23 protein-coding genes are annotated in these 24,316 nt (G+C 67.1%); 15 read left to right on the top strand and 8 right to left on the bottom strand.

The features are described 5' to 3' along the window. Positions 1-30: 30 nt before the first annotated feature. Positions 31-1,776, bottom strand: a complete 1,746-nt coding sequence (locus ACLIVD_RS27490) for an aldehyde dehydrogenase family protein (RefSeq protein WP_283331231.1) — start codon at positions 1,774-1,776, stop codon at positions 31-33. 198 nt (positions 1,777-1,974) lie between these two features. Between ACLIVD_RS27490 and ACLIVD_RS27485 the strand changes: the two genes are divergently transcribed. The 3 genes from ACLIVD_RS27485 (at position 1,975) to ACLIVD_RS27475 (ending at position 6,516) form a co-directional block, all read left to right on the top strand. Next, the gene (locus ACLIVD_RS27485; protein WP_283331232.1) at positions 1,975-3,156 is read left to right on the top strand and encodes a PucR family transcriptional regulator; all 1,182 of its coding nucleotides are present in this window, start codon (positions 1,975-1,977) and stop codon (positions 3,154-3,156) included. A gap of 115 nt (positions 3,157-3,271) precedes the next feature. Next, complete coding sequence (locus ACLIVD_RS27480) at positions 3,272-5,215, top strand: acyl-CoA thioesterase/bile acid-CoA:amino acid N-acyltransferase family protein (protein WP_283331233.1); 1,944 nt, start codon at positions 3,272-3,274, stop codon at positions 5,213-5,215. Then, on the top strand, positions 5,215-6,516 hold the full coding sequence (locus tag ACLIVD_RS27475; RefSeq protein WP_283331234.1) for a type I glutamate--ammonia ligase: 1,302 nt from the start codon (positions 5,215-5,217) through the stop codon (positions 6,514-6,516). Before ACLIVD_RS27480 ends, ACLIVD_RS27475 begins: the two co-directional genes overlap by 1 nt. Here the strand turns inward: ACLIVD_RS27475 and ACLIVD_RS27470 are convergent, their stop codons facing one another. Continuing rightward, entirely contained in the window at positions 6,517-7,737 is a 1,221-nt protein-coding gene (locus ACLIVD_RS27470) for a fatty acid desaturase family protein (protein ID WP_065491920.1), read from the bottom strand. A 173-nt stretch (positions 7,738-7,910) separates the two neighbouring features. On the opposite strand from ACLIVD_RS27470, the gene ACLIVD_RS27465 reads away from it, so the two are divergent. The 6 genes from ACLIVD_RS27465 to ACLIVD_RS27440 all read left to right on the top strand — a co-directional run bounded on the left by ACLIVD_RS27465 (position 7,911) and on the right by ACLIVD_RS27440 (position 12,922). Then, complete coding sequence (locus tag ACLIVD_RS27465) at positions 7,911-8,336, top strand: hypothetical protein (protein WP_349307387.1); 426 nt, start codon at positions 7,911-7,913, stop codon at positions 8,334-8,336. Further along, a complete protein-coding gene (locus ACLIVD_RS27460; protein ID WP_491930945.1) occupies positions 8,333-10,684 on the top strand; it encodes a WXG100 family type VII secretion target in 2,352 nt (783 codons plus the stop codon). The genes ACLIVD_RS27465 and ACLIVD_RS27460 overlap by 4 nt, the downstream gene beginning before the upstream one ends. Positions 10,685-10,701: 17 nt before the next feature. Further along, on the top strand, positions 10,702-11,424 hold the full coding sequence (locus tag ACLIVD_RS27455) for a hypothetical protein (RefSeq protein WP_283331237.1): 723 nt from the start codon (positions 10,702-10,704) through the stop codon (positions 11,422-11,424). Positions 11,425-11,523: 99 nt separating this feature from the next. Continuing rightward, a complete protein-coding gene (locus tag ACLIVD_RS27450) occupies positions 11,524-12,003 on the top strand; it encodes a MaoC/PaaZ C-terminal domain-containing protein (RefSeq protein WP_283331238.1) in 480 nt (159 codons plus the stop codon). A gap of 95 nt (positions 12,004-12,098) precedes the next feature. Further along, complete coding sequence (locus ACLIVD_RS27445) at positions 12,099-12,422, top strand: hypothetical protein (protein ID WP_005252542.1); 324 nt, start codon at positions 12,099-12,101, stop codon at positions 12,420-12,422. A gap of 167 nt (positions 12,423-12,589) precedes the next feature. Then, entirely contained in the window at positions 12,590-12,922 is a 333-nt protein-coding gene (locus ACLIVD_RS27440) for a hypothetical protein (RefSeq protein WP_283331239.1), read from the top strand. Positions 12,923-12,976: 54 nt separating this feature from the next. Here ACLIVD_RS27440 and ACLIVD_RS27435 read toward each other — a convergent pair whose 3' ends face one another. Further along, the gene (locus ACLIVD_RS27435; RefSeq protein WP_283331240.1) at positions 12,977-13,339 is read right to left on the bottom strand and encodes a VOC family protein; all 363 of its coding nucleotides are present in this window, start codon (positions 13,337-13,339) and stop codon (positions 12,977-12,979) included. 260 nt (positions 13,340-13,599) lie between these two features. Here ACLIVD_RS27435 and ACLIVD_RS27430 point away from each other — a divergent pair, with 260 nt between their 5' ends. The 4 genes from ACLIVD_RS27430 to nhaA all read left to right on the top strand — a co-directional run bounded on the left by ACLIVD_RS27430 (position 13,600) and on the right by nhaA (position 18,121). Continuing rightward, positions 13,600-14,532 carry a glycoside hydrolase family protein gene (locus ACLIVD_RS27430; RefSeq protein WP_283331241.1) on the top strand — a complete coding sequence of 311 codons (933 nt, stop codon included), beginning with the start codon at positions 13,600-13,602 and terminating at the stop codon, positions 14,530-14,532. A gap of 534 nt (positions 14,533-15,066) precedes the next feature. Next, on the top strand, positions 15,067-15,768 hold the full coding sequence (locus ACLIVD_RS27425; protein ID WP_280782012.1) for an alpha/beta fold hydrolase: 702 nt from the start codon (positions 15,067-15,069) through the stop codon (positions 15,766-15,768). A 33-nt stretch (positions 15,769-15,801) separates the two neighbouring features. Then, on the top strand, positions 15,802-16,242 hold the full coding sequence (locus tag ACLIVD_RS27420) for an SRPBCC family protein (protein ID WP_005252560.1): 441 nt from the start codon (positions 15,802-15,804) through the stop codon (positions 16,240-16,242). A 10-nt stretch (positions 16,243-16,252) separates the two neighbouring features. Next, the gene (nhaA, locus tag ACLIVD_RS27415; protein WP_283331242.1) at positions 16,253-18,121 is read left to right on the top strand and encodes a Na+/H+ antiporter NhaA; all 1,869 of its coding nucleotides are present in this window, start codon (positions 16,253-16,255) and stop codon (positions 18,119-18,121) included. Here nhaA and ACLIVD_RS27410 read toward each other — a convergent pair whose 3' ends face one another. Next, positions 18,122-18,469 carry a GNAT family N-acetyltransferase gene (locus ACLIVD_RS27410; protein WP_283331243.1) on the bottom strand — a complete coding sequence of 116 codons (348 nt, stop codon included), beginning with the start codon at positions 18,467-18,469 and terminating at the stop codon, positions 18,122-18,124. Positions 18,470-18,579: 110 nt separating this feature from the next. Here ACLIVD_RS27410 and ACLIVD_RS27405 point away from each other — a divergent pair, with 110 nt between their 5' ends. After that, positions 18,580-19,488 carry an LLM class flavin-dependent oxidoreductase gene (locus ACLIVD_RS27405; protein ID WP_283331244.1) on the top strand — a complete coding sequence of 303 codons (909 nt, stop codon included), beginning with the start codon at positions 18,580-18,582 and terminating at the stop codon, positions 19,486-19,488. Between the two features lie 16 nt (positions 19,489-19,504). Here the strand turns inward: ACLIVD_RS27405 and ACLIVD_RS27400 are convergent, their stop codons facing one another. Next, the gene (locus ACLIVD_RS27400; RefSeq protein ID WP_283331245.1) at positions 19,505-20,686 is read right to left on the bottom strand and encodes a serine/threonine-protein kinase; all 1,182 of its coding nucleotides are present in this window, start codon (positions 20,684-20,686) and stop codon (positions 19,505-19,507) included. Between the two features lie 61 nt (positions 20,687-20,747). Here ACLIVD_RS27400 and ACLIVD_RS27395 point away from each other — a divergent pair, with 61 nt between their 5' ends. Then, complete coding sequence (locus tag ACLIVD_RS27395) at positions 20,748-22,145, top strand: plasmid pRiA4b ORF-3 family protein (protein ID WP_283331246.1); 1,398 nt, start codon at positions 20,748-20,750, stop codon at positions 22,143-22,145. Between the two features lie 222 nt (positions 22,146-22,367). Here the strand turns inward: ACLIVD_RS27395 and ACLIVD_RS27390 are convergent, their stop codons facing one another. The 3 genes from ACLIVD_RS27390 to ACLIVD_RS27380 form a co-directional block, all read right to left on the bottom strand. After that, positions 22,368-22,847 carry an Rv1352/Rv1906c domain-containing protein gene (locus tag ACLIVD_RS27390; RefSeq protein ID WP_283331247.1) on the bottom strand — a complete coding sequence of 160 codons (480 nt, stop codon included), beginning with the start codon at positions 22,845-22,847 and terminating at the stop codon, positions 22,368-22,370. A 68-nt stretch (positions 22,848-22,915) separates the two neighbouring features. After that, the gene (locus tag ACLIVD_RS27385; RefSeq protein WP_283331248.1) at positions 22,916-23,656 is read right to left on the bottom strand and encodes a DUF2510 domain-containing protein; all 741 of its coding nucleotides are present in this window, start codon (positions 23,654-23,656) and stop codon (positions 22,916-22,918) included. A gap of 88 nt (positions 23,657-23,744) precedes the next feature. Beyond that, a complete protein-coding gene (locus ACLIVD_RS27380) occupies positions 23,745-24,149 on the bottom strand; it encodes an Rv1352/Rv1906c domain-containing protein (protein ID WP_283331249.1) in 405 nt (134 codons plus the stop codon). Positions 24,150-24,316 lie beyond the last annotated feature (167 nt).

Raw genomic sequence — 24,316 nt, 5'->3', positions numbered from 1 at the left:
CGGGGGTGAGGGATCGAGGACACGCAGCCCTCATCCACGCAGCGCGGACGCGAAGATCGCCGGCAGCCGGGTCCATGAGGGTGCACCGGCAAATCCTGTCAGCAATCGGCCCGTCGTGGCGGCGGTTCGGTTGGTGACGAACCACGGGGGCTTGGGCGAGATGGACATCTCACGGTTCAGGATCGACCGCGGCGACGGGCGGAACGGGCCCCGGACGACGGTGCGCTCCGGCCGGTCGATGAGGAGGGCGTTGTGCACCACGCCGATGCCGCTCTGGACGTCGTCGAGGGTGTGGCCGGGGAAGGCTCCCCAGGTCGCGGTGGCGGTGAGGTAGCCGACGCCGGTCCACGCGTTCACGGCGATGGTCCCGTAGCGGAGGCTCTCGAGCAGTGAGTCGAACTCCGGGCCCAGCTCGCGGATGGTCTGCGGCGCGGCGACGATGTTGACCCCGAGGGTGCCGATGAAGTCCTCGTTCACGAGGTCGGCGGCGTGTGCCGCGAACTCGGCGCCGCCGTGGGGTAGGTCGATCACGCCGAGCACCGGAGCGAAGTACTCGGTCTGCAGGAGTGGGGCGTAGGCGCCGGGCTCGAGATCGGTGACCAGGACGCGTCCGCCGTTCTCGCCCAGGCGTGCGGCGGTGGGGAACGACGCGGTGGCCCCGGCGACCCGGGAGTCGCTGCCGGGGTAGTACGCGGCGCGGTCCGGTGCCGTGTCGAGGGCCTCTTTCAGGGCGGCCACGAACTCGTCGCGCTGCTTCCACTCGGACGACACGACCACGGCCTGCGCCGCGACGCAGTTGTAGCCGCCGTTGTGGAGCCGTTGCGTCGCAACGTGTTCGGCCTGGAACTTGATGTCGGCGCGGCTCCACTCACCGGGCAGCACGATGGTGGGGGACACACCGCCGAGTTCGCTGGAGATGGCCTTGGCGAGGATGGGGTCGTTCGCAGCCTTGCGCCGCGCACCCTCCTCGCCGGTGCCGAACACGATCGCGTCGTGGGTGAGTGCGCTGCCCGTCATGTGCACGTGGTCGACGAGGTCGTGGTGCACCAGATACGTCCCGACCTCCGCGCCGCCGGTCAGCAACCGGACCGCGCCGATCGAGATGAGCGGCTCCAGGACCCGCGTCAGTACGGGCAGCAGCCGGTCGGTGATGGGGTTGAGCTTGAGTGCGACGACGCGATTGTGCGCGATCAGTTCGTACAGGGTGTCGAGCGGGGCGATCGAGGTGATGTTGCCGGCGCCCAGAACCACGCCGATGCCCTGAGTCCGCGACGGGTCGCGCTGGGCGAGGCCGGCGTCGCGCTGTGCCGTCGCACGATCGATTCCCGGTTGCAGCCACACGTCCGCGCTGAATCCGCTGAGCAGCAGCTTGTCGAAGATGTTCAGGGGCAGCGCCTTGACAGTGGTGCGGCCGCCGGGGGCGGTGCCGAACGTGGCGCCGTCCAGCGGGCTGGCCCCGGATTCGAGTTTCGCCAGGCTCGCGGACAGCGCCGCGGTGCCGGTGGCCAGCGGGTACGGTCCGGACATCCATTCCTCGCCGACCAGCGGCGACTTCGGGTCCAGCCCCTTGATCGCGACCGCGGCGTCCACCCAGTCGGCGGCGTGCTGCACGGTGAGGTCGTGCACCTTGTCGAGGAGTTCCCTGCGATCGGCGAGGGAGAGGTCGGCCCAGGTCTTCTCGCCCTCGGCGAGGTCGGCGAGGGCGGCGTCGACCTCCGGATGTGGGGAGGCCGCGCCGGGGGTGGTGGAGGTGGCCTCGGGTTCTGAAGTGCTCACTGTGGACAGCTCCGCTCGAGTCGAGTACATGAAGGACCGCGCCGCAGAAACGAAAAACTACTGTGGCGTAGAACACTGATTCTCGTCCCAGTTCCGGGCATCGCGCCATAGGCAGCGGCTGTCAATGTGAACATGCGGGCTATGCCGTCGCACAAAAAGGGTATGGCGCGGACCACGCCCGGTGGATAGTCTTGCCGGATGACTGTCAGCTCGGATGTCGCGCCGTCGCCCACCGATCTTCTCGGATCGATGCTGGAGTCCGTGGACCAGCTGTCCGAGCAACTCGTCTCGCGCATCCTGTCGGCCGAGCACGGCTACGTGGAGGCGACCCTCCTCACTCCCGAGCAGTTGTACGCGGCGTGCGTCGACAATCTGACGGCGATGCTGGGCAACCTCGCGGGCAGTGCGCCGATCCGGCTCGAGGCGGCGCGCGCGGCGGGACAGTTGAAGGCCGAACAGGGTGTGCCCCTCGCGGCGCTACTCCACGCGTTCCGGCTCGGCGGCCGCCTGATCTGGGACGAACTGATGGACCGCTCGGAGGGCCGCGCCACCAACGCCCTGCTCGACATGGCCGCCCAGGTGTGGGCGCTCGTCGACGTCTATTCGGACAGCGCCGCGGAGGCATATCGGGAGACCGCCGACCTGCGCGCCCGCGAGGACGCCGAGTCGCGGGGCCGGCTGATCAGAACCCTGTTCGGTGACCACGCCGCCAACCCGGCCGGTGCCGCCGACGCGCTCCGCACGTTCCGGATCCCGGAGAACAGCACGTTCCTCGTCGTGTCCGTGGAAGCGGCGGCGTCCCCGTCCGCCGCGGACGTCGTGCAGTCGGACCTTCGCGGTGTGGGTGTCGACTCGGTGTGGGACACGGAGGTCGACGGCCGGATCGGACTGCTGTGGGCCGCCACCGCCGACGTACTCGATTCCGCGTTGGACCTCCTCGGCCGCAGTGGTCACGGCCGGATCGGGGTCAGCTCGGTGTTCGGACGTCCCGGCGGGACGAGCCGGGCCGTGGAGCAGGCACGGATCGCGCGTCGCTGCGCCGGACACGGCGGATGCACCCTCACCCGTTACGAGTCGGTGCCGGTGTCGCTGCTGCTGGTCAGCGTTCCCGACGCCGGCAAGCTGGCGTCGAACCAGATCCTCGGACCGGTGCTGGCCCTGCCCACCGAGGAACAGGAGAGCCTGCTCGCCACCCTCGACGCCTGGTTCTCCTGTCGCGGATCCACCACCGCGGCGGCCACCCAACTGCACTACCACCGCAACACCGTCCTGTACCGGCTGCGCAGAATCCACACCCTGACGGGACGCGACTTCTCCGACCCCATCGACGCCGCCGAACTGTACGTCGGTCTGCGGGCGCACCAGCTGCTCGGTGCGTGACCTGAGCGGCACCCGCTCGGCTCGGTGAATCCGGCCCCCGCGCCCGCCCGAGGGCCGACAATGTGTGTGGGTCGGCCGTCGTCCGCTCGGGTATGCCGAGCAGTGGGGCAGTGCAATGGGATTCATCATCGGATTCGCACCGTGGATCGTCTACTGGATCCTGGTGGGCAACACGGGATTCGTCGCTGCCGTCGCAATCGCGTTTGGTATCGCGGCGATTGGCCAGGTGGTGCAACGGTTGCGGGGCCAGCCGTGGCGGACCCTCGAGGTCGGCACCGTCGCCGTTTTCGCGTTGCTGCTGATCGCGGCGCTCACTTTGGACGACGCCGTCCTCGAACGCTGGCTTCAGCCGGTCAGCAACTTCGGGTTGTTCGCGATCGCGGCGGTGGGTGTCCTGATCGGGCGGCCGTTCGTGCGCGAGTACGCGGTGGCAACCGTGGACGCCCGGACGGCGGCGAGCGGCGGCTTCCGGTACATCACCACGGCCATGACGTGGATGTGGGTGGCCGCGTTCGGACTGATGACCGTGTTCTCGCTGATCCCACCGATCGTCGACGGCGACGCCACCATGCGCGACGCCGGCGACACCCTGTCCGTCGTCTGCTACTGGGTGCTGCCGTTCACCCTCATGGGCGTCGCGGGCCTGGTGTCCGCGGTATTTCCCGGATGGTTCGAGAAGCGGTCGCAGCTTCTGGAGACGCAATCTTCGGCGGAGCCGGCGGTCGCCGAGCAGCCCGCGCCGGCCGCGGACGTGTCGGCAGGGTTACTCGAACTCGACGTTCCGGCGTGGTCGCGTCACGACGAGGCGTTCTCGCTGATCGTCCGCGGCGCCCGGCCCGGATCGTCGGTGACCGTCCGCACCACCGGGACCGACGTATTCGGTGGGCGGTGGCGGTCCGAGGCCACGTTCACCGTCCCGGCAGACGGAACAGTCGACGTCGCCGGACAGGTTCCGGACCACGGTGATTGGGACGTGGCGGACGCCGACGCACCGCTGTGGGCCATGCGTTTCGTGTCCGAAGACCGGGTTCCCGACCTCTTCGTGCCGCCGCCCGACACCTGGCTGGTCACCGTCGAGGCGAGCACCCCGGACGGAACGTCGCGGCGGACGGTGACGCGTCATGTGAGCGCCCCCGGAGTGTCCGTCCGTTCTCTCGATGTCGGCGGCCGGCCCGCCCTGCTCGCGCTGCCCGCCGGCGACGCTCCGAGCGGCGGGTGGCCGGGCGTCGCCTGCTTCGGCGGCTCGGAGGGCGGCGTCGACTCCCAACGTTCCACCATCGGGATGCTGGCCGCCAACGGGTATGCCGCACTGGCCTATTCGTGGGTGGACGAATCGAACACCGACGCGACGCTGGTGAACATTCCGCTCGAGCGGTTCACAGCCGCGGTCGAGGCTCTCGGTGCGCAGCCGTCGGTGGACGCGAACCGCCTGACCGCGATGGCCATTTCGCGCGGCGCGGAGGGCCTGTTGGCCTCCGCCTGCGTCGGCGAACTCCCCGTCGCCGGGCTGATCCTGATCAGCCCGAGTTCGGTGTCGTGGCAGGCGATCGGCCCCGACGGCGAGATCGCCGGCACCCCGTCGTGGACGTGGAACGGCCGGCACGTGCCGTGGGCGCCGCTGCCGGGCGGGGTGCTGATGCCCCAGCTGATCCGCAACGCATGGCGGGCCCATCACGACCTCACCGCGCACCGGCCGAGCCTGCTGCGCCTGGGGGCCGCCTACCGGGCCGGGCTCGCGGCCGCACCGGCGGAGGCGACGCTGCGGTCCGAACAGGCGACCGCGTCGGTGCTGTGCCTGACCGGTGCCGACGACCAGCTGTGGCCGTCGGACGAGATGGCCACGGCACTTCTCGGGCGCCGATCCGACGCGCGCGACGAACACCGGACGTTCGACGGCGCCGGCCACCTCCTCCGGCTCGGAATGTTCCCCGCCGACGCGCAGTGGACCGGCGGCATCGCGTTCGGCGGCGGGGGCGCAGGTCAGGGCCAGGCGCAGCGCGAATCGGTGCACAGTGTGCTCGGCTTCCTCGCGCGGACCACCGCGGTGGCGAGGGCCTGATGCGCGGCGCAGAGGGCGGCTTCGGCCACACGGACCGCATCGTCGGCTCGATCGTCGACATGGCCGGGGTGTCCCGGGCGAAAGTTTTTCCGATCTCGAGGCTGGAATCCTTCGTCGACTCCGGTGCAGGCGCGTCGCCGAGTTGGACTGTGTTCTGCGTCGACGACCACCTCGCGTTCACCCCGTCCTTCTCCGTCGTGGGCGACCTCCGTCTGCGTATCGACGGCGATGACATGCGGGATCTGGGCAACGGCACGTACTGGGCGCCGGCGTGCCTGACCGAGCAGGACGGGACGCCGTCGCCCGCCTGCACCCGGGGCGCGCTGCGGCGGGTGACGGCGCGGCTGGCGGAGTCCGGGCTGACCGCACGGATCGGCCACGAGATCGAGTTCACCCTCTTCGACGCGGCGACCGCCGAAGAATGGTCCGCCTACGGCCTCAATGCCGTTCTCGCGCAGGAAGAATTCTTCAAGCACCTGCTCGCGGCGGCGTCGACGGCCGCGCTGCCGATCGAGCAGGTCCACGCCGAGGCGGGGCTCGACCAGTTCGAGGTGTCGCTCGCCCCCGCGGATCCCGTCGAGGCGGCCGACAATGCGGTGCTGGCCCGCACCCTGATCAGCCGGGTCGCGCGCGCCCAGGGGCTGCGGGCGTCGTTCTCACCCATGCCCGTCGCGGGAGGGGCGGGAAACGGCGCCCACCAGCACGTGTCGATCTTCGAGGGTGATCTGCCGATCCTGTCGGGAGGCCCGGGCCCGCACGGGCTGACTCCCGCCGGTGGCGCGGCCATCGCCGGGATTTTGCGGGCGCTACCCGAGTTCACGGCCGTTCTCGCCGGGTCGGCGCTGTCGCATCTGCGGTTGCGCCCGGGCATGTGGTCGGGGGTGTTCCGCTGCTGGGGCCTGGAGAACCGCGAGGCCGCCGTCCGGCTCTGCGCGGACACCGCCGGGAACCCGCACGGCGCGAACCTCGAGATCAAACCCGTCGACCCGTCCGCGAACCCGTATCTGAGCAACGCCGCCATTCTCGGCGCCGCCCACGACGGCATCGCCGGTGCGCTTCCCCTCCCGGACGAGGTGGCGGTCGACCCGGCGGAACTGACCGGCGCCCATGCCGTCGATCTCCTCCCGACCCTGCCGTCCGACGTGCTCGGAACGTTCGAGTCGTCGGCGCTCGCGCGGGATCTGTTCGGGCCGCTGATCGTGGAAGCGCTCGCGGCGGTCAAGGGGTACGAGCTCGCCGAATACCGGGAGAAACCGGTCGACGAGGTCGCGCAACGCTTCCGGTACGCGTGGACGTCGTAGTCAGTTTCGGATCATCGCCAGCGCGGTGCGCAGTCCGCGCCGCTTCCCGGTCGCAGGGTCGACCCCGAACACTTCCTTCATCCCGCCCCGGATGCGGAATCGCAGTTCCGACGCCGTCTCCGGTGCGTCGTCCGCGGATGCCGACAGGAAGCGGTTGGGCAGGGCGAGCTTGAAGATGGTGCGGAGGGTGAGTCCGTACTGGTGGGGGAGCGAACCCGTCGTGTAGGGGAGGTCGTACTTGTCGCACAGTTCCCGCATCTTCACACCGATCTCGGCGTAACGGTTGCTGGGCAGGTCGGGGAACGCGTGGTGCTCGATCTGGTAGCAGAGGTTGCCACTCATGAACGCCAGCACCGGGCCGGCGTTGAAGTTGGCGGAGCCCAGCATCTGCCGCAGGTACCACTCGGCCTTGGTCTCCTTCTCGAACTCCTCCTTGGTGAACTTCTCCGCGCCGTCCGGGAAATGACCACAGAAGATCACGCCGTAGGCCCACAGGTTGCGGATCACGTTGGCCGTGATGTTCGCCGTCAGCGTGCTCTTCCATGCCGGGCCGGTGAGCGCCGGGAACACCACATAGTCCTTGCCGACCTGCCGCGCAATCTTGCGTCCCACCTCCTTCGCGTTGCGGAGGGTTTCCGCGCGGTCGTAGTCGCCGCGCCGGATGCTCTCCACGTCCAGGTGGTGCAGCGCGACACCCCACTCGAACAGCAACGCCAGCAGCACGTTGTAGAACGGCTGCGCCAGGTACACCGGCGACCACTTCTGGTCCCGGGTCATGCGCAGGATCCCGTAACCGACGTCGCTGTCGAGACCCACGATGTTGGTGAACTTGTGATGGACGTAGTTGTGAGAGTGCTTCCACCCCGACGACGGGCAGGTGTTGTCCCACTCCCAGTTCGACGAGTGGATCTCGGGATCGTTCATCCAATCCCACTGGCCGTGAATGACATTGTGGCCGAGTTCCATGTTCTCGATGATCTTCGCCGCACCCATCAAGGCGGTACCCAGAATCCACGCAGGTCTCTTCCGGCTACCGAACAGGACGATCCTGCCCGCGATCGCCAGCGACCGCTGCAGTTTGATCGTCCGGTCGATGTACCGCGCGTCGCGGGCGCCGCGGGACTCCTCGATGTCTGCCCGGATCGCATCGAGTTCCGCGCCCAGCGCCTCCACATCCGCATCGGTGAGGTGGCTGTACTCCTTGATATCGGTGATGGCCATCTGGTCTCGATACCCGGTTCAGCCGATTCTCAATCTGCGAATCCGCCCAACCGTTCCACAACCGTGTTGTGGTCGCACGTCCGTGTGACGGCGTCCGCTATTCTCTCCACGGTCGCCGAGCGTGTCGGTGACCCGGATCCGGGGGTGGATCTCGATACGGATATCAGGGGGAGATGTCGATGTCAGAGGGCGATATGACGTGGCCGGAAAGTGTCATTGCGTCGCTGGACGGGACCGGGGCGACGCAGCCTCCGCTGGCCGCCGTCCCCGGGCTGGCGCCGGTGCTCGGTGGACCGGATGTCGAGGTCGTCAAGGTCGACCCCGACATGCTGCGTGCGATGTCGACCGCGCTGGCCGTCATCGCGCGTGAGATCGAGGCGCTGGGCGGCCGGCGGAGCTTCGAGCACGCGGTCCGGGCCGTCGAGGGATCCGACACCGCGGCGGCATGCCAGGACGCCGGCGACATCCTCGCGTCCGCGCTCGGAGTCGCGGCCGGTCGCATCGACGAGATGGCGTTCATCGCGGGTGACGGGGCCGAGAACTACGAGGTCATCGACGCGTCGTTCGCGTCGCAGCTGTCGGCGATGGGGGAGCTGTGATTCCGCGTAGGTCGCAACTGCATGTGTGGAACCCGCGAGACCTGACACTGGCGGGCGAGGAGATCGGGCGGACCGCCGAGGACACGCGGGGCCGGGCGGACGACGTCCAGCGTGTTGTCGCGGATCTGGGCCGGCACGACGACTGGCGCGGTCCGACGCAGGGGGCCGCCGAGCAGCGGGCGAACAGTGAGCGCACGGAAATCCGCAGGCTTGCAGATGATCTGGAGGATCTGTCGAACGCGCTTGTGGGCGGGGCTGATCGCCTCGGCCATGCGCGGGACTACGTCGCCACCGTGATCGACAAGGCGGCAACCGACGGATTCACCGTCTCCGACGACTGGCAGATCGTCAGCCCGCCGACGACGATGAGCGAGGCCGAAGCCGCCGAGCATGCCGAGCTGTTCGAGTACTGGCGCAGCCAGCTCGGTGGAGCGCTCACGGAACTCGACAATGCCGACCGAGGCATGGCGACGGCGATCCGGGACGCGCTGCGCGCCGTGGCGGCGAGCGCCCCGGCGTCCGCGGGCCTGTCGGGGCACGAGGGCACCACGTTGGGCGAGCAGGTCGTGCGGGGTGGGTCCGATATTCCACAGGACGTCCGTGACCGTGTCGCCCGGGAGATCGCGGCCGCAGGGCTCACTCCCGAACAAGTGCAGACGCTGGCCGACGGCGGCAAGGTCACCGATCTTCCACAGGGAACGATCGACTTCCTGCAACAGTTCTATGCCGCGGCCGGCAAGGACGGGTTCCTCGCCCTGTCCGAGCAGTACAGCGAGAACGGACGCACCGAGGCCGCGAGCGCTCTGTCCAACGGCCTGGCCGTGGTGTCGAACTACAACGTCGGCAGTGCCAGCGGCGACGTCGGAGGTCAGAGCCACATTCCGGAAAGCCTTCGTGGGCTGTTCGAGGGTCCGGTGACGTCGACCGGCAACCTGACGAAGGGTGCGCACGACGCGCCGCAACCGTCGGTGGTCGTCAACAACGGCGAGGACCTGGCACGCTTCACCAAAGCCTTCGGCCTCGCGGACCCGGCCGTGCAGCAGGGCAGTGAGCTGAGCGAGAGCCTCCTCTCCCGTGCCGGCGAGATCGCCTCGGCCACCAACGACAAGAGTCTCCTCATCGGGGACTCCTTCGACCACAACGCGCTGGGCCGCGACGGCGTCGACACCCTCCTGCAGGGCATGGTCGGCGTCGGCGGCCGCGACCATGCCGCCGTCCACAACATCCTGTCCGGCGAAGGCATGCCGGCCGACTACAACCGCGACGACGTCATCATGCCCCTGCTCCAACGTGATTGGCCCGACGGCGGCGAACAGAACGTCGCCGGGATGTTCGACTGGATCGCCGACGACGCCCGGCCCGCCGATCCGTCCGATCCCGGAGAAATGTTCCGGTCGCGCCAAGCCGGCGAATCGGCATTCGGGCTCGCACAAATCCTCGCCGCGAAAGACGCCGACCTACTCGACATCCCGGGGACGAACGGGCAGGCAATCGGAGAGGTGAACCCCGAAATCACGCAGGCGTTGGGCACAACGCTCGCACCCTACATCGGCAATATGGTCGGGGTGCCCGAGTCCTTCACCGGAACCAATGCGTTCACCGGCCAAACAGGCCATGAATACCTCCGGCTGGAGGATGCACCAAGAATATTCTCGGTGATCGATTCCAATGCCGAAGGCGCCTCGTATTTCAATGCGCAAGCCTTGGGGTTGTCAGCTCAGTTGGAGCAGGCTTGGGCTGTCGACGGCCAGACACCCCAGGACCCCCACTATCAGTACGGGACGTGGGCGGGCAATCTTCAGGGCGTAGTGGACAAGGGGCTCGACCTCGAGTTCGCCGACCGGCTCGGCGACGAAACATCCCAGAACGCTGCTGGTTTCGAAAGTAAGGGCGTTGCCTACGACACCATCAGGACAGTGATCAGCAAAGGCGTCGAATTCATTCCTGTAGCGGGCCCTCTGATTTCAAGTGGTATCGATCTCGCCGACCCGTCGTTCAAGAGCGCGGTCTTGGGATCCATACCGGACAGCACGCTGCAGGCGAATGCGGATTTCGCCGACAACGCGTTGTTGACCAATCAGTACTACCAGATTGCATTGGGCCTTCAGGCTGCAAATGGGGGAGTATTGGATTCATATTCAGGGCTCGACCTATTTCGAGACGGTACTGACGGACCGCTGCTGCCATACGATCAAATTGCGGACGATAACCCGTACCAGAGGCTCCCTCTCCTGCAGTCGGGCTTGGCCGGATACTTGACGGACTCGGGAGTGACGGGGCTGGGCCATTTTATTGATGCCTTGAACGCCGGCCGTGACCAAGTGAAAGACATGAGGTACGGGCAGTGAGGCGGCCGGTCTTCCCTATGATCGCGGCGATGTTGGTCATGTCGGCCTGCGGGACCGATGCAGCGAGCGAAGCACCGGAGCCGCCGGTGGTCGCGTCAGCGCTGTACTCCGTGCCCGACAATGCCGCTTATAACTATCGCTGGTCGGCAGATCCGGGTATCGATTTGTTGACTCCCGAAGTGACGGTGATCAGGGCGTACGTCGAGTCCTACTACCTCACAGTCCGGGCGCTCACACCGGCCGCGGGATACCCGGGTTTCTCTGAATCCGTGGACGAGCGTCTCCTGACCGACTACGGCAACCCCGATCAGCTGAAGAAGAGCCACTTTGTGGGAACGCAGTTTCAGCATCTGCTGTGGATGGCGCCGACCGAGCGCGGATGGTTTGCAACCGTGTGCACGGGCGATTATTCGGTAATGCGCGAAGGCCCAGACGGACGGTTCTTCAACGTCGGATCGACGAATATTGTTGCGGAAACCGTGGAGATCGAGGCGCCCGACGCGAGAGCTTTCAGTCAGTCGTCGGAGGGCCCCGAACGCGCTCCGGTCGCCGATGTCTTCGGGGGCTGGAAGGTGGTCGACCACGTATACAGTGCACGAAACCAAACGGCGTTCCTCGAATGTCGAAACCGGATGCCGGACGAGGCGTCGAATCGGCCGGCGAAGTGGGACCTCCCCCACGACACCCCCTACCCGACGCTTGCTCCGTATCCGGGCTGGCCGCGTTACGACGAGAACTGACGGCCACCGCCACCGTCGGCGGAAGGGCACTGTCGCCGCTGCCGTCGTCCGGTCATATCCTCGACGTCAGCCTTCCGTGTTCGGTGGAGGCGTGGGCGAATGATCGGACGGTTGGTAGTGGACAGCAAATGTGACGTCGTGTACGCAGACGACCTCCGGGTGGGCGAGAAGTTCGAGCTGGGCTCGTACACGGTGACGGAGGAGGAACTGGTCGAGTTCGCGGGGCAGTGGGATCCGCAGTCGTTCCATATCGACCGCGAGTCTGCAGATGGCGGCTATTTCGGTGGGCTCATCGCGAGTGGTGTGCACACGATCGCGGTGTGCCAGCGACTGTCCGCGACCACTGTTTATGCAGGCTGGAGCGTTATTGCGGGGGTGCGGATGCGCGACGTCAACTTTCTCCGTCCGGTGAAGCCGGGTGATGTGCTCACCGGAAAGCTGGTCGTGGAGGAGGTGACGCCTGACGATCGCGGACGGGCCTTGGTGACCGTCGCGGCGGAGATTCTCAACGGATCCGGCAAGCAGGTCTTGACCTCGGTGACCGAGATGTACATGCGCTGCCGACCGGAAACCGACTGATCGTCGAAATTCTTGGACGAAACGCTACCTTCGAGGATTGTTTTCCGGGTTTCTGGGTACCGCCCCGAAAGGCCAGGTAACCAACGGAGGCAGTCATGAGAATGGGCAGGAGAGTGGCCGCGGTGGCAGTGTTCGCGGCTTCGATCGGATTGGGAGCATCCGGTGTCGCCTGGGGCGGCAGTCTCGACTCGGCGGTGCCGGTGCGTCGGCCGGACGTCATTCAACCGATGCCACCCGGCTTCCCGCAGAACGGTCCGATCGGATGCGACGACTGGGCGGAACCCTACGAGAACAATGTGCCGCAGTGGGGCACCGATCCGTACAACCAGTTCGACAACTGGTGCGACGGTCCCGAGGACGGCCTTTCCGCGCAGCAGCCGCCGGTCAATGACCAGCAGGGCCGGACGGTCAATCCCTGATTCGACGGTGAATGTTCGCACGAGGCATTGTGCCGTCGTGTAGCGCGGTCGTGAACTGAAACCGACCGTCCGTCAAATTTCATTCACGAAATTCGCCCTCCGAGGATTGTTTACGTTGTCTTTGGGTACAGCCCTTAGGCAGCGTTATTCACCTATGGGAGGCAACGATGAAGGTCGGCTTGAGATTGGCTGCGGTCGCTGTGTTCGCGGCCTCGATCGGTTTGGGAACATCCGGTGTCGCCTGGGGTGACGCGCTCGACTCGGCGGTCGTACCGGTGCGCGCACCGGACACGGTTGCACCACTGCCTCCCGGTGTTCCGCCGACCGGCCCGGCCGGCTGCGACGACTGGGCGGAACCGTACGAGAACAACGTCCCGGCGTGGGGCACAGACCCGTACAACCAGTACGACAATTGGTGCGACGGACCCGAGGACGGTCTGCCGCAACCGGCCACCTACAGCGGCGACGAGGGCGGAGGCGACTCGCCGAACGAGCCCTGACCGACCGATCCGAATCAGCGCGCCCCGGGAGTCTCCGTTCCGGGGCGCGCTGATTCAGTTGCCGGAGGGCGGTTCGTGCAGTCCGAACGCGGAACCCTGATCGTCGTGGCACAGCTTGAACCGCCCGAATTTCGCCACCGACTCGGGGTCTTCGCCCAGGTCCACGGCATCGACGGTGCCGCCCAGCGCCAGCACCTGCTCGACCGCGGAATCGAGGTCGGGCACCCGGAAGAAGACGTACGGGCCGGCGCCCTCGTCGCTGCCGTGGATCCCGCCCGGGACGTTCGGTGTGTTGATCGAGTATCCCGATCCGCCGGGCCCGGATTCGAATTCCCAGCCGAACAACGCCGAGTAGAACTTTCGGCCCTGCTCGGTGTTGGCCACACCCAATTCGAAGAATGACAGTTCGCCCGACATGAGCACTCCTCCGTCGACAGTGTCCCCGTGAGGCTACGCCGAGATGCCGTCACGCATAAGGCTCGCGCGTAGACCGACCGCGCCGCAGGAGTATTGATCGCCGCTGCTGCGGGTGGCGCCCTCGGGTTCTTATACGGCGTCACTGCACCGCCGTCGGTAACGATCCGCTGCCTGCGGCCAAAGTTACGCAGGGTGCGCCTGCTGTGATAGATACTGCACCGGTGATGCTGCCCAAACGAACCTGCTTTTCCGCCCTATCGATGGTGATGCTCGCTGTCGCAGGCTTGCTGGTCGCCGCCCCGGGGAGCACCGGCGCTGCACCGCTCGCCTGGCGAACCACGATGGTGGCGTTCAGCAACGTCAGCGACCGCGACCTGGATGTGTACGAGTCGGAGGACGGCACGGGGTTCCAGCCCCTCCGAATGTCTGCGTATCGGCCTCCGTCAGGGGTGGTGCGTGACCCGAGCATCTTCCGGCACACGGACGGGTTCTACTACCTCACCTACACGACGGTCGACGGGGCGAACATCGGCTTCGCACGCAGCAGTGACCGCATGGACTGGAAGTTCCTTGGGGCCTGGCCGGTCCCGTTCTGCTGCGCCTTCCTGCCGGGCACGGGAGACGGAACGGGCTCAGCGAGCCCGCCGGGTTCCTCAGGGTCGGCCGGGTTCAGCGACGGACCGTCGCTGTCGCCGTTCACCACCAAGGCCTGGGCACCCGAATGGTTCGTGGACGGCGACCGGGTCAACGTCATCCTGTCGATGTCGACCGGTGGTGGATTCGTGCCGTATCTGATGACGGCGCTGGAACCATCTCTCACGTTGTGGAGCCCGCCTGTTCCGCTCGCCGGGATCGGCGCGGACCACATCGACACCACCGTGGTCAAGGTGGGATCGACCTACCATGCGTTTACCAAGAACGAGACGAAGAAGGTCGTCGAGCATGCGGTCGCGTCGTCGGTGACGGGACCCTATTCATTCGTCCCGCCTGGAAATTGGGGCTCGCTGGTGGAGGGCCCAGCCTTGGTTCAGTTGCCGAGCGGCGCCTGGCGGATATATCTCGACGCCTACACCGAAGGAAAGTATCTCTATTCCGACAGCACGGATGGGCTGCGCACCTGGTCGCCCGTGCAAGAGCTTCCAGGCGTTTCTGGGACGGTGCGCCACTTCGGCGTGATGAGAGAGCCGGCATAACGACGACTCCGCGACGCCGCCGTCGTCGATGACGGTCGCCGTCGCGGAGGTGGCTGCGATCGGAGTGGATCTCGGCTGTGTGGTGCCGGATTGGATGCCGTTGCTGCACAGTTCGTTCGGTGCATCGATTCGAAGCCTCCGGATGTCGGGAGGGTGAACCGGCTAACCGGTGTTGAGCGTGAACGTAACTCGTAGGTGAGTGGCGCAGCGTGCCGGGGTGCACATCGCCACTCACGTGCGGGGACCGTGCGTCAGGCCGCCAGCTCGTCGGCGATTTCGATGTCGATTTCCTGTTCGGTCATTCCGCCGAAGAGATGGTTGGTGAACATGTCAGCTCAGTTCTCGTAACGTGTGGTGGATCCCGGCACGGTCGGAGCTTCTTGTCCGACCTACTGGGTGTATCGCCCTCGGCGACGCTTCCGTTTCAGGTCCCCGCAGGTGAGTGGCAAAGTGTGTTCGGGCGCGCATTCCCGCGCACGTAACGCTTAGGCTCGACTCGACCGTTCGTGTCCCGGAAACAGGAGATGAGTCGAGATGCCCGCAACCTTCGTTCTGCTGCCCGGCGCCGGCTCGGACTCGTGGTACTGGCACCGCGTCGCACCGATCCTGGAGGGGAGAGGGCACTCGGTGATCGCCGTCGACCTTCCGTACGGCGACGACGACGCGGGCCAGTACGAGTTCGCCGACGTCGTCGTGGATGCGGTCGAGGACGTCGAGGGTTCGATCGTGCTGGTCGCGCAGTCCATGTCCGCGTTCACCGCGGCGATCGTCTGTCAGCGCGGCGAGGTCGACGTGGACCTGCTGGTTCTCCTGGCACCGATGCTGCCCGCGCCGGGGGAGGCACCCGGGCAGTGGTGGGAGACCACCGGTCAGCCGGAGGCGAAACGGGCGTTCGACGTGCTGGAGGGCCGCGACCCGGATGCGCCCGACGACCTGCGGGCGCTGTTCTTCCACGACGTGCCCGACGACGTCACCGAGGAGGCGTTCAGCCAGGAGGAGCCCGTCATGTCGAACACCCCGTTCGAGACGGTGTGGCAGGCGGACGCGTGGCCGCACGTGAAGACGCGGGTCGTCGCCGGGAGACGCGATCGGCTCTTCCCGCTCGACTTCATGCAGCGGATCGTCCGGGAGCGACTGGGCATCGCACCGGAGGTCATCGACACCGGCCATCTGGCGGCACTCGCGCGCCCCGGCGAACTTGCTGCCATGCTGGAGCGCTACGCGTCCGAACTGTAGGGCATGTACATCCGACGAGAAGGAGAACAATCGATGGCGTTGTCGGTATCGGGCGAGTTCGAGATCGAGGCGCCCCAGGAGCAGGTGATGGCTGCGCTGGCGGACGTCGAACGTATCCCCGAATGGTCGGTGGTGCACAAGAAGGTGGTCGTCGAGTCCCGATTCGACGACGGACGCCCCCGCACCGTGCGGATGACGCTCGCCGTCCTCGGGGTCGCGGACACGCAGCTGGCCGAGCACAAGTGGCTCGGGGACGAGCAGATGTCGTGGACGCTCCTCGAGAGCGAGAAGCAGAAGTGCCAGGAAGGGGAGTATCGGCTGACCCCCACCCCGCGCGGGACGTCGGTTCACCTCACGATGTCGGTCGAGCCGAAGGTGTGGGTGCCGAAGTCCGTGCTGCGTCAGGGGCAGAAGCAGGCCGTGCGATTGATCCGCAAGGGATTCACCAAGTTCGTTCTCGAGAACTACGTCTGACGAGGACCAGATGACGGTCGAGCAGAGCAGCCCCACCACGCTTCGGCGACTGTCGGCGCGGTTGGCCCTGATCCGCGACGACACCGACGACGACAAGCTGTCGGCCGGTTTCCTCCTCGTCGCCACGATCCTGGCGTTGGTGTGGGCCAACATCGGTGATTCGTACGAGTCGTTCTGGCACACCCCGGTGACCATCCAGATCAGCGACTACGGCATCAGCCTCGACCTGAAGCACTGGGTCAACGACGGGTTGATGACGCTGTTCTTCTTCGTCGTGGGGCTCGAGGTGAAACGTGAGCTGACGATCGGCGAACTCACCGACCGCGCCCGTGCCGCCGTCCCACTCCTCGCCGCGATCGCGGGTCTGGCACTGCCCGCCGTCCTGTTCCTGATCCTCAACCCCAGCGGCGCCGAGGCCGGTGCGTGGGGCGTCGTCGTCTCCACCGACACGGCGTTCGTGCTGGGCGCACTGGCACTCGTCGGACCCCGATGCCCCGCCCGGTTGCGCGTGTTCCTCCTGACCCTGGCCGTCGCCGACGACATCGGTGCCCTGGCCATCATCGCCTTCTTCTACACCGACAACCTCCGGCTCGGACCGCTGCTCCTCGGGTGCGTCGGGTTGCTGCTGATCATCCAGTTGCGCAAGCTCGAGGTGTGGCGTGGTGTCGCCTACTTCATCGTCGCGGCGGGCACGTGGGTCGCGTTCTACGAGTCCGGCGTCCACCCCACCCTCGTCGGCGTGCTGATCGCGCTGATCCTGCCCGTGTATCCGCCGCGGCGCAGCGAGGTGGAGCGGGCGGGTGAACTCACGCGCGCGTTCCGGCAGTCACCCAACTCCGACTACGCCCGCGCCGCCCAACTCGGTGTGCTGCGCGCGGTGTCCGTCAACGAGCGGCTTCTGCGCTTCTACCAGCCCTACACGGCGTTCCTCGTCGTCCCGATCTTCGCGCTCGCCAATGCCGGCGTGGTCATCACCGGGCAGACCCTCGCGGACGCGGCCCGGTCTCCGCTGGCGTGGGGCATCGTGCTCGGCCTGGTGGTCGGCAAGCTCGTCGGCATCACGGCTGCCACGGCTCTGTTCTCGAAGCTGCGGCCCGGCAGCCTGCCGCCCGGGCTGACGCTGTCCCAGATCGCCGGTGGCAGCGCGCTGGCCGGTATCGGCTTCACGATCTCGTTGTTCATCGTGGACCTGGCCATCGATTCACCCGAGCTCGCCAACGACGCTCGGGTGGGTGTCCTGACGGCGGCGGTCATCGCCACCGTCCTCGGTTGGGCTCTGTTCCGGCTGTCGGACTGGGTGCACCCGCCGACGGAGGCCGTCGGGCTCACCCTGCTCCGGCCCGTCGACCCCGGCCGCGATCACCTGCGCGGGCCGGTGGATGCGCCGCTCACCCTCGTCGAGTACGGCGACTTCGAGTGCCCGTTCTGCAGCAAGGCCACCGGCAGCATCCGGGACGTACGGGCGCATTTCGGGGACGAGCTCCGCTACGTCTTCCGGCATCTCCCCCTCGACGCCGTGCATCCGCACGCGCGTTTCGCCGCCCAGGCGAGCGAAGCGGCGGCCGCGCAGGGACGGTTCTGGGAGATGCACGATCACCTGTTCGCCAACAGCGACGCCCTCGCCGAGGACGAGATCTTCGGTTACGCCGCCGAGCTGGGGCTCGACATGGACCGGTTCGAGGAAGACATCCGTAGGGGCACCTACGTTCACCGCATCGACGACGACGAACTCGACGCCGAGTCGAGCGATTTCCGGGTGACCCCCACGTTCTACCTCGGCGCGACGGGCACCGACCTCGCCCGGCACAGCGGCCCCTACGACGCCGCCACCCTCATCCGGCAGCTCGAAGAGGCGCGCGACGCCGACGGCGCACCCTGATCAACCTTTCGAACGCTGCACCGCCTGGATCGCGGCCGGCGTGACGGGGTCGACGTCGTCGGCGAAGTCGTCGTGCTTCTTCAGGTAACCGGCGACGAACGGGCAGATCGGCACGATCCGCTTGCCGTCCCCGACGGTCTCGGTGAGCGCGCTGCGGATCAGGGTGGTGGCGAGGCCACGCCCGCCGAACTGCTCACCGATCTCGGTGTGGAAGAAGATCCGTTGATTCTCGTCGTCGAGGTACTCGGTGAACCCGGCCAGTTCACCATCCACGCGGACCTCGAATCGGTGGTGTTCGGGGGCGTTCCGGACGTCGGGTGCGGGGCCGTCTTTCGTGTCGTCTGTCATGGACCCACTATGCCGCGCGGCGGGGTTCCGACTGCGCGCCGGGTGTTCCCGGACGTCGTGGAGGTGGAGGATCGAAGGAGTTCAGCAATCCGAGAGGGGACGCAACCGTCATGACCGACTACGGCAGGGCCGTGCAGTTCGGGGCGTTCGTGACCCCGTCGGTGGAGTTGCTGGCCAACACGTTCGAACTCGCCGCCCTCGCCGACGAGACCGGGCTCGACCTGATCGGCGTGCAAGATCACCCGTACCAGGCGAAATTCCTCGACTGCTGGTCGCTGATGGGCGCGCTGCTGGCCCGGACCGAGCGGGTGCGCGTGTTTCCCGACGTCGCATGCCTGCCGCTTCGCCCGCCGGCGACGATGGCGAAAGCCGCGGCCAGCCTCGACCTGATGTCGGGAGGCCGATTCGAACTGGCGTTGGGTGCCGGCGCGTTCTGGGAGGCGATCGGGGCGATGGGCGGTGACGTGCGCACGCCCGGTCAGGCCGCGACGGCGTTGGAGGAGGCGGTCGAGGTGATCCGCCTGATGTGGTCCGGTGAGCGTGCCGTGTATTCCGAGGGTGAGCACTATCGCCTCGCGGGCGTGCATCCCGGACCGGTCCCGGCGCACAGGATCGGGATCTGGCTGGGCGTCGGCGGCCCCCGGCTGCTGCGGGCGCTGGGACGCTCGGCGGACGGGTGGGTCCCGTCGAGTTCGTACTTTCCGCCCGAGGTCCTGCCCGGCATGCACGCGCGGATCGACGCAGGTGCGGCGGATGCGGGCCGGGACCCGAGCTCGATCGTCCGCGCCTACAACGTGTTCGGCCGGGTGAGCGACACACCGTCGGACACGTTGTTCCACGGAACCGCCGACCAGTGGGTGAGCCAGCTGACGGAAATCGCGGTGGAGGCTGGCATGGACACGTTCATCTTCGGCACCGACGGCGACGATCTCGCCCAGGTCCGTAGATTCGCGACCGACGTCGCGCCCGCAGTTCGGGCCGCCGTGGATGAGCGCCGTGGAGTGGGTGCCCGCGCTTGACCCGACCGCGACTCGCTCAGTTGCCGTCCTTCTCCTTGTCCTTGTCCTTGGGCTTGTCGTTCCCGTTGCCGTTGTTGCCGTTGTTGTTTCCCGGTCCGGGCTTCGGTACCGGTGCGCCGGTCGGTGGGGGAGGCGCAACCGGGTTGACCTCGACGGCACTGCTCGGGACGGAGACCGGGGCGGGGACGACGGCGGTGGTGCTCGGCCCGGGACCGACCGTGCCGTCCCGATTCTGAGACGCGATGGCCAGCGCCGCCACGACCAGGGCCACCAGCACGGCGGCAATGGCGGCGATGATCAGGCCGGTCCGCCGTGGTCGCCGGGGCTCGGGCGGCAGCTGAGGGACGGAGGTGGTGGGTGTGAATGTTCTCGTCGGCGGCGGGTGCGCGCCGGGCGCCCCGAGGACGGCGTCCCGCATCGCCTGGGCGTCGGCGTACCGCTGCTGCGGGTCGCGGGTCATTGCCCGTTCGATCGTGTCGACGAGGTTCGGATCGGCGTCCGGGCGGGCTTCGCGCAGCGGTCGGGCCGCACCGTCGGTGATCGCGCGGGCAAGCGACAGGATGTTGTCGCCGGCGAACGGCCGGTGCCCGGCGAGGGCTTCGTAGCCGACGACGCCGACGGCGTAGAGGTCGTCGGCGGTCGTGGCGGGTGTGCCCAGGATGCGGTCCGGACTGAGGTAGGCCACGGTGCCCAGCACCTGTCCCGTCGCTGTGTGGTCGGATGCGGCGCTCTTCGCGATGCCGAAGTCGGCGACCTTCACCGTGCCCGCGGCGGTGAACAGCACGTTTCCCGGTTTGATGTCGCGGTGCAGGATCCCGGCTTCGTGGGCGGCGCCGAGGGCGGCGAGCACGTCGGCGAGGATCGACCGCACCCGCGCGTCCGGTACGGGACCGGCGGCGATCTCGTCGGCGAGGGTCCGCCCGGGCAGGCGCTCCATCACGATGTACGCCACCCCGGCGTCCTCGCCGCAGTCGTGTACCGCGACCACGTTCGGGTGATTCAACGTGGCGGCCAGCCGGGCCTCGGCCTCGAACCGGCGGCGGGTGTCGGGGACGGAGGTGAGCTCCGGGCGCAGCACTTTGATCGCGACGGGTCGCTGCAGGCGCAGGTCCCATCCGTCGTGGACATCGGCCATTCCGCCGCGCCCCAGCACTCCCCGCAACTCGTACCGACCTGCGAGAACTGCGGACACCGACATGCGCTCACGCTATCGTCAGCTCTTGTGCCGGACACCGCTGCCTCCCACCTACCATGACGCCATGACCGCTTCAGGTAAACGCCGACACCTGTCCGTCGTTCCCGACGCGCCGGTGATCGTCCGGCCGTCCGAGCGGCCGGGTCGCCGAGACGTCGCGAGTTTCCACCTGCGGATCGAACTCGACGACGTGTCGCCGACCATCTGGCGGCAGTTCGTCGTGCCCTCGAACCTGCGGCTGAACGAGCTGCATCCGATCGTGCAGACAGTCATGGGCTGGCAGGACAGCCACCTGCATTCGTGGGTCGGCGGCGAGCCGCCCGCCTCCGAGCGGTACGAGATGCGCGAGAGCATCGAGGAGGGCTTCGCCGACGAGGACGACGAGCTGTGCGAGGACGCGGTCCGGCTCGATCAGGTTCTGGCCGAACCCGGCGAGCTCTTGTCCTATCAATACGACTTCGGCGACGGCTGGGACCATACGATCGTCCTCGAACGGATCGAGGCCGACGGGCCCGCGCCGACGGTGACCTGCCTCGCCGGCGCCCGCGCCTGCCCACCCGAGGATTGCGGCGGACCGGGCGGATACGCCGACCTGCTGACGGTCCTGGCCACGCCGTCGCACCCCGGCCACCACGACGCCGGGGCGTGGGTCGGGCCCGGCTTCGCGCCCGAATCGTTCGGCGTCGACGCCGTGAACCGTAACCTGCGGATCGAAGTCGTGATCCGTGACCACTGGCCGGTGACGGATTCGAAGTTCGCCGACCTGCTGCGACGAATACCCCATCAGGCTGCCCCGCATGTCTTTTCGCTTCTCGAGCATGCCCAGCTCACCACGCGAAAGGGTGATTTTCCCGCGGCCCAGGAAGCGGCGACGCTGCATCTGCGGTGGTTGCTGCAGCGCATCGGATCCGACGGCATCACGCTGACTCAGGCGGGCTACCTGCCCCCGGCCGTGGTGGCGGAGATGCGGCAGGCGTTACCGGGCTTCGACGACTGGCCCGCCACCAGCAACCGCGAGACGGACCAACGGCCGGTCCACCTGCTCCGCGAGTACGCCAAGACACTCGGACTGGTGCGCAAGTACAAGGGAAAACTCGTTCGAACCAATCTCGGAACGGCGATGGCGGACAACGCGACACAGATGTGGCGTCATCTGCTCGACCGCCTGCCGCTGGGCACCGAGCAGATCGAGCGGGAGGCCGGATACCTCGTGCTTCTCACCCTCGCCGCAGGCACGTCGTCGGATGAACGACGGGACGCGATCGCCGAGGGACTCGCCGCCCTCGGCTGGCAGACCAGCGACGGCACGATCGTCGGCCGGGAAGAAGTCTTCTGGATGGGACGTCCCACGATCTCGTTCCTCGAACTCATCGGCGCAATGGTCGAGGGCTACGTCCAACGCGACCAGCCCATGGACCCCGAATGGGGTCGGCTCCTCGCTCAGATGGTGCTGTCGATGTAGGTCGGGGTCACCGCATGTGGAATTAACCGATGGTCATCGAGTCCGGACTCGACAGGGATACTCCGCACTGCGTCCGATCATCCTCGGGCATCACGCATTCAGTCGGATCGACGCGGGTCCTACTTGGGCGGGGATGGTTTGCTGCACTTCCCGTCCTGCTCCGTTGAGACCCGCGCCGCTTCATCGCCGTGCACGGAACCGATGGCCGCCGGGCCGCTCGGGCTAACTGCCAGACGATGCTACCGACAGGAGTATGGCGAGGATGGACGGCATCGCGGCCGACCCGACAGCGGCCGAACCGATTCCCGCGCCAAGTCCGAATGTCGTCATATTGCGGTAGTCGACGGCTTCGATGGGCGGGAGTCCGGGAATCGGGTTGGGAACGGGCTCCGCTCGACGCCAGTTTCCGCACCGATGCGTGGTGAAAGTCGCATCGCCCGGCTTGATCTCGATCGTCTGGGATCCATCGCCCAGGGAATTTTCGAGAATCGAATTGTCGGATGCGGTGCGCTCCCAGTAACAGGTGCGGCCGCCGGAGGACGACCACAGACCAGGCAGCAGGTCCTGCTCGCCGTAACCGACTCTGTACGTGCCGTCGCTGTCAAGGTAGATGCCTGCGGCGTTGGCCACGCCGGCGCCGGAAACCGCTATCGCAACCGCCGACGACATGCACAACACTGCCCCGACGAGTTTGTTCTTCACTTGACCTCTTCATTGTGGTGTGTCGACTGGGCTTGTGCGCGGTCGTGAGGAGGCTGGCCGGATCAGTGTCAGGCAGCCGATCCGGTGACCTCGATGACGTTGGCCTGGAATTTGGGAACTGTCATGGTCCCGCCCATCGTGGTCGTGTAGGAATACGAGCCGACGACCTCGACATACATCGTTACAAAGTCATCTTCGACTACGTTCGCGACAACGTTGGAATCGCCCGCGGTAACGACGGTATTCTGGTCGTAGTCGTACCTGTCGCCCGGCGCAGAGCCGGTCTCGGCGCGGAAGGATGTTGTTCCCGTGGCGGAGTCGAATTGCGTCACGATTCCGTACACAACGAGTTTCCGGCCCTTCGACGCGTCGGGGTTCTTCGTCAACAGAGCGAAATCTCGGGACGAGATGCTCTCGTATGTTGAGGGGTCGAGTTTGGCGGCCTCGATCGCGGCAAGACGCGCTGCTTCGGCTTCCCTTGCTTGCCTTTCTCGTTCGGCCGCGGCTGCGCGTGCTTCGCTCTCCGCTCGGAACTCCGCGGCCGAGATCGTCGACGTTGCAACAGCGGTCCGGGTGTTGGAGGGCGCTGCGGCAGTCGTTTGCTCATCGTCGTCGGAGCCAACGGCTCCGATTAACCCTATGAGAACAACAAGGGCGATCGCGATCCCGGCGATCCACGGCCACTTCTTGGATCTGCCTGGACCTGGCTGCGGGGCGTAGGGTCTCGGCGGCTGCCCTGGGCTCGGTTGTCCCAGCTGGCCAGGAAGTGGTTGCCGAGGCTGATCATTCGGGTAGTACGGATTCGACATAGGAAGGTCCTTCACGAGAGAGGATGCTCGAGGTTGCCTGGAGGGGATGCCCAACCAGTTCGAGTGAGGGTGGGGTATCCCCTGCTGATCAGGAACCGAAGATCGACGGTGCCGGTGCCGATGCCGGTGCCGGTGCCGCGGGTGCCGGCCGGGCCTGGGGCTGGGCGGCCGGAGCGGGCGTCCACGTTCCGCAGTCCGTGGACGAGAAGACCATGTCGGTCGGCTTGATGGTGACGATCACCTTGGGCGAGTGGGTGTAGTCCATGGCGATGACGTCCTCGTACTCACCGCTGGTGCCCGACAGGCGTTCCCAATAGCAGCCCATGATGTCGTCGACGGTGCCGCTGCCGACGTACGTGCCCGGGGCGATGTCCACACCAACGATGTAGTCGCCGTCGCCGAACGAGGTTGCGGGCGCGGCATTCGCGATCCCGGATCCGACGCCAAGGATCGCGAGAGTGAGTGCAGCGGTGAGTGATACCTTGCGGAACATGTAGATGATCAGCCTTTGCTCAGTATTTGCGAACCTGCGGTCGGTTCGTTGAAACGGAAAGTATCAGGCCCGTCCGACACGTGTGTTCGGGAGGGGGCTTCGGCGGCCATTTCCGGTTGGTCGATGTCATTCAGATGATGTATTGATTTGTCGGAGAATGAGATCTG

The organism is Rhodococcus sp. G6(2025) (assembly GCF_058628105.1).
Note: the sequence above shows the minus strand (reverse complement) of the source record. Positions and strands in the feature narration are given on the sequence as shown.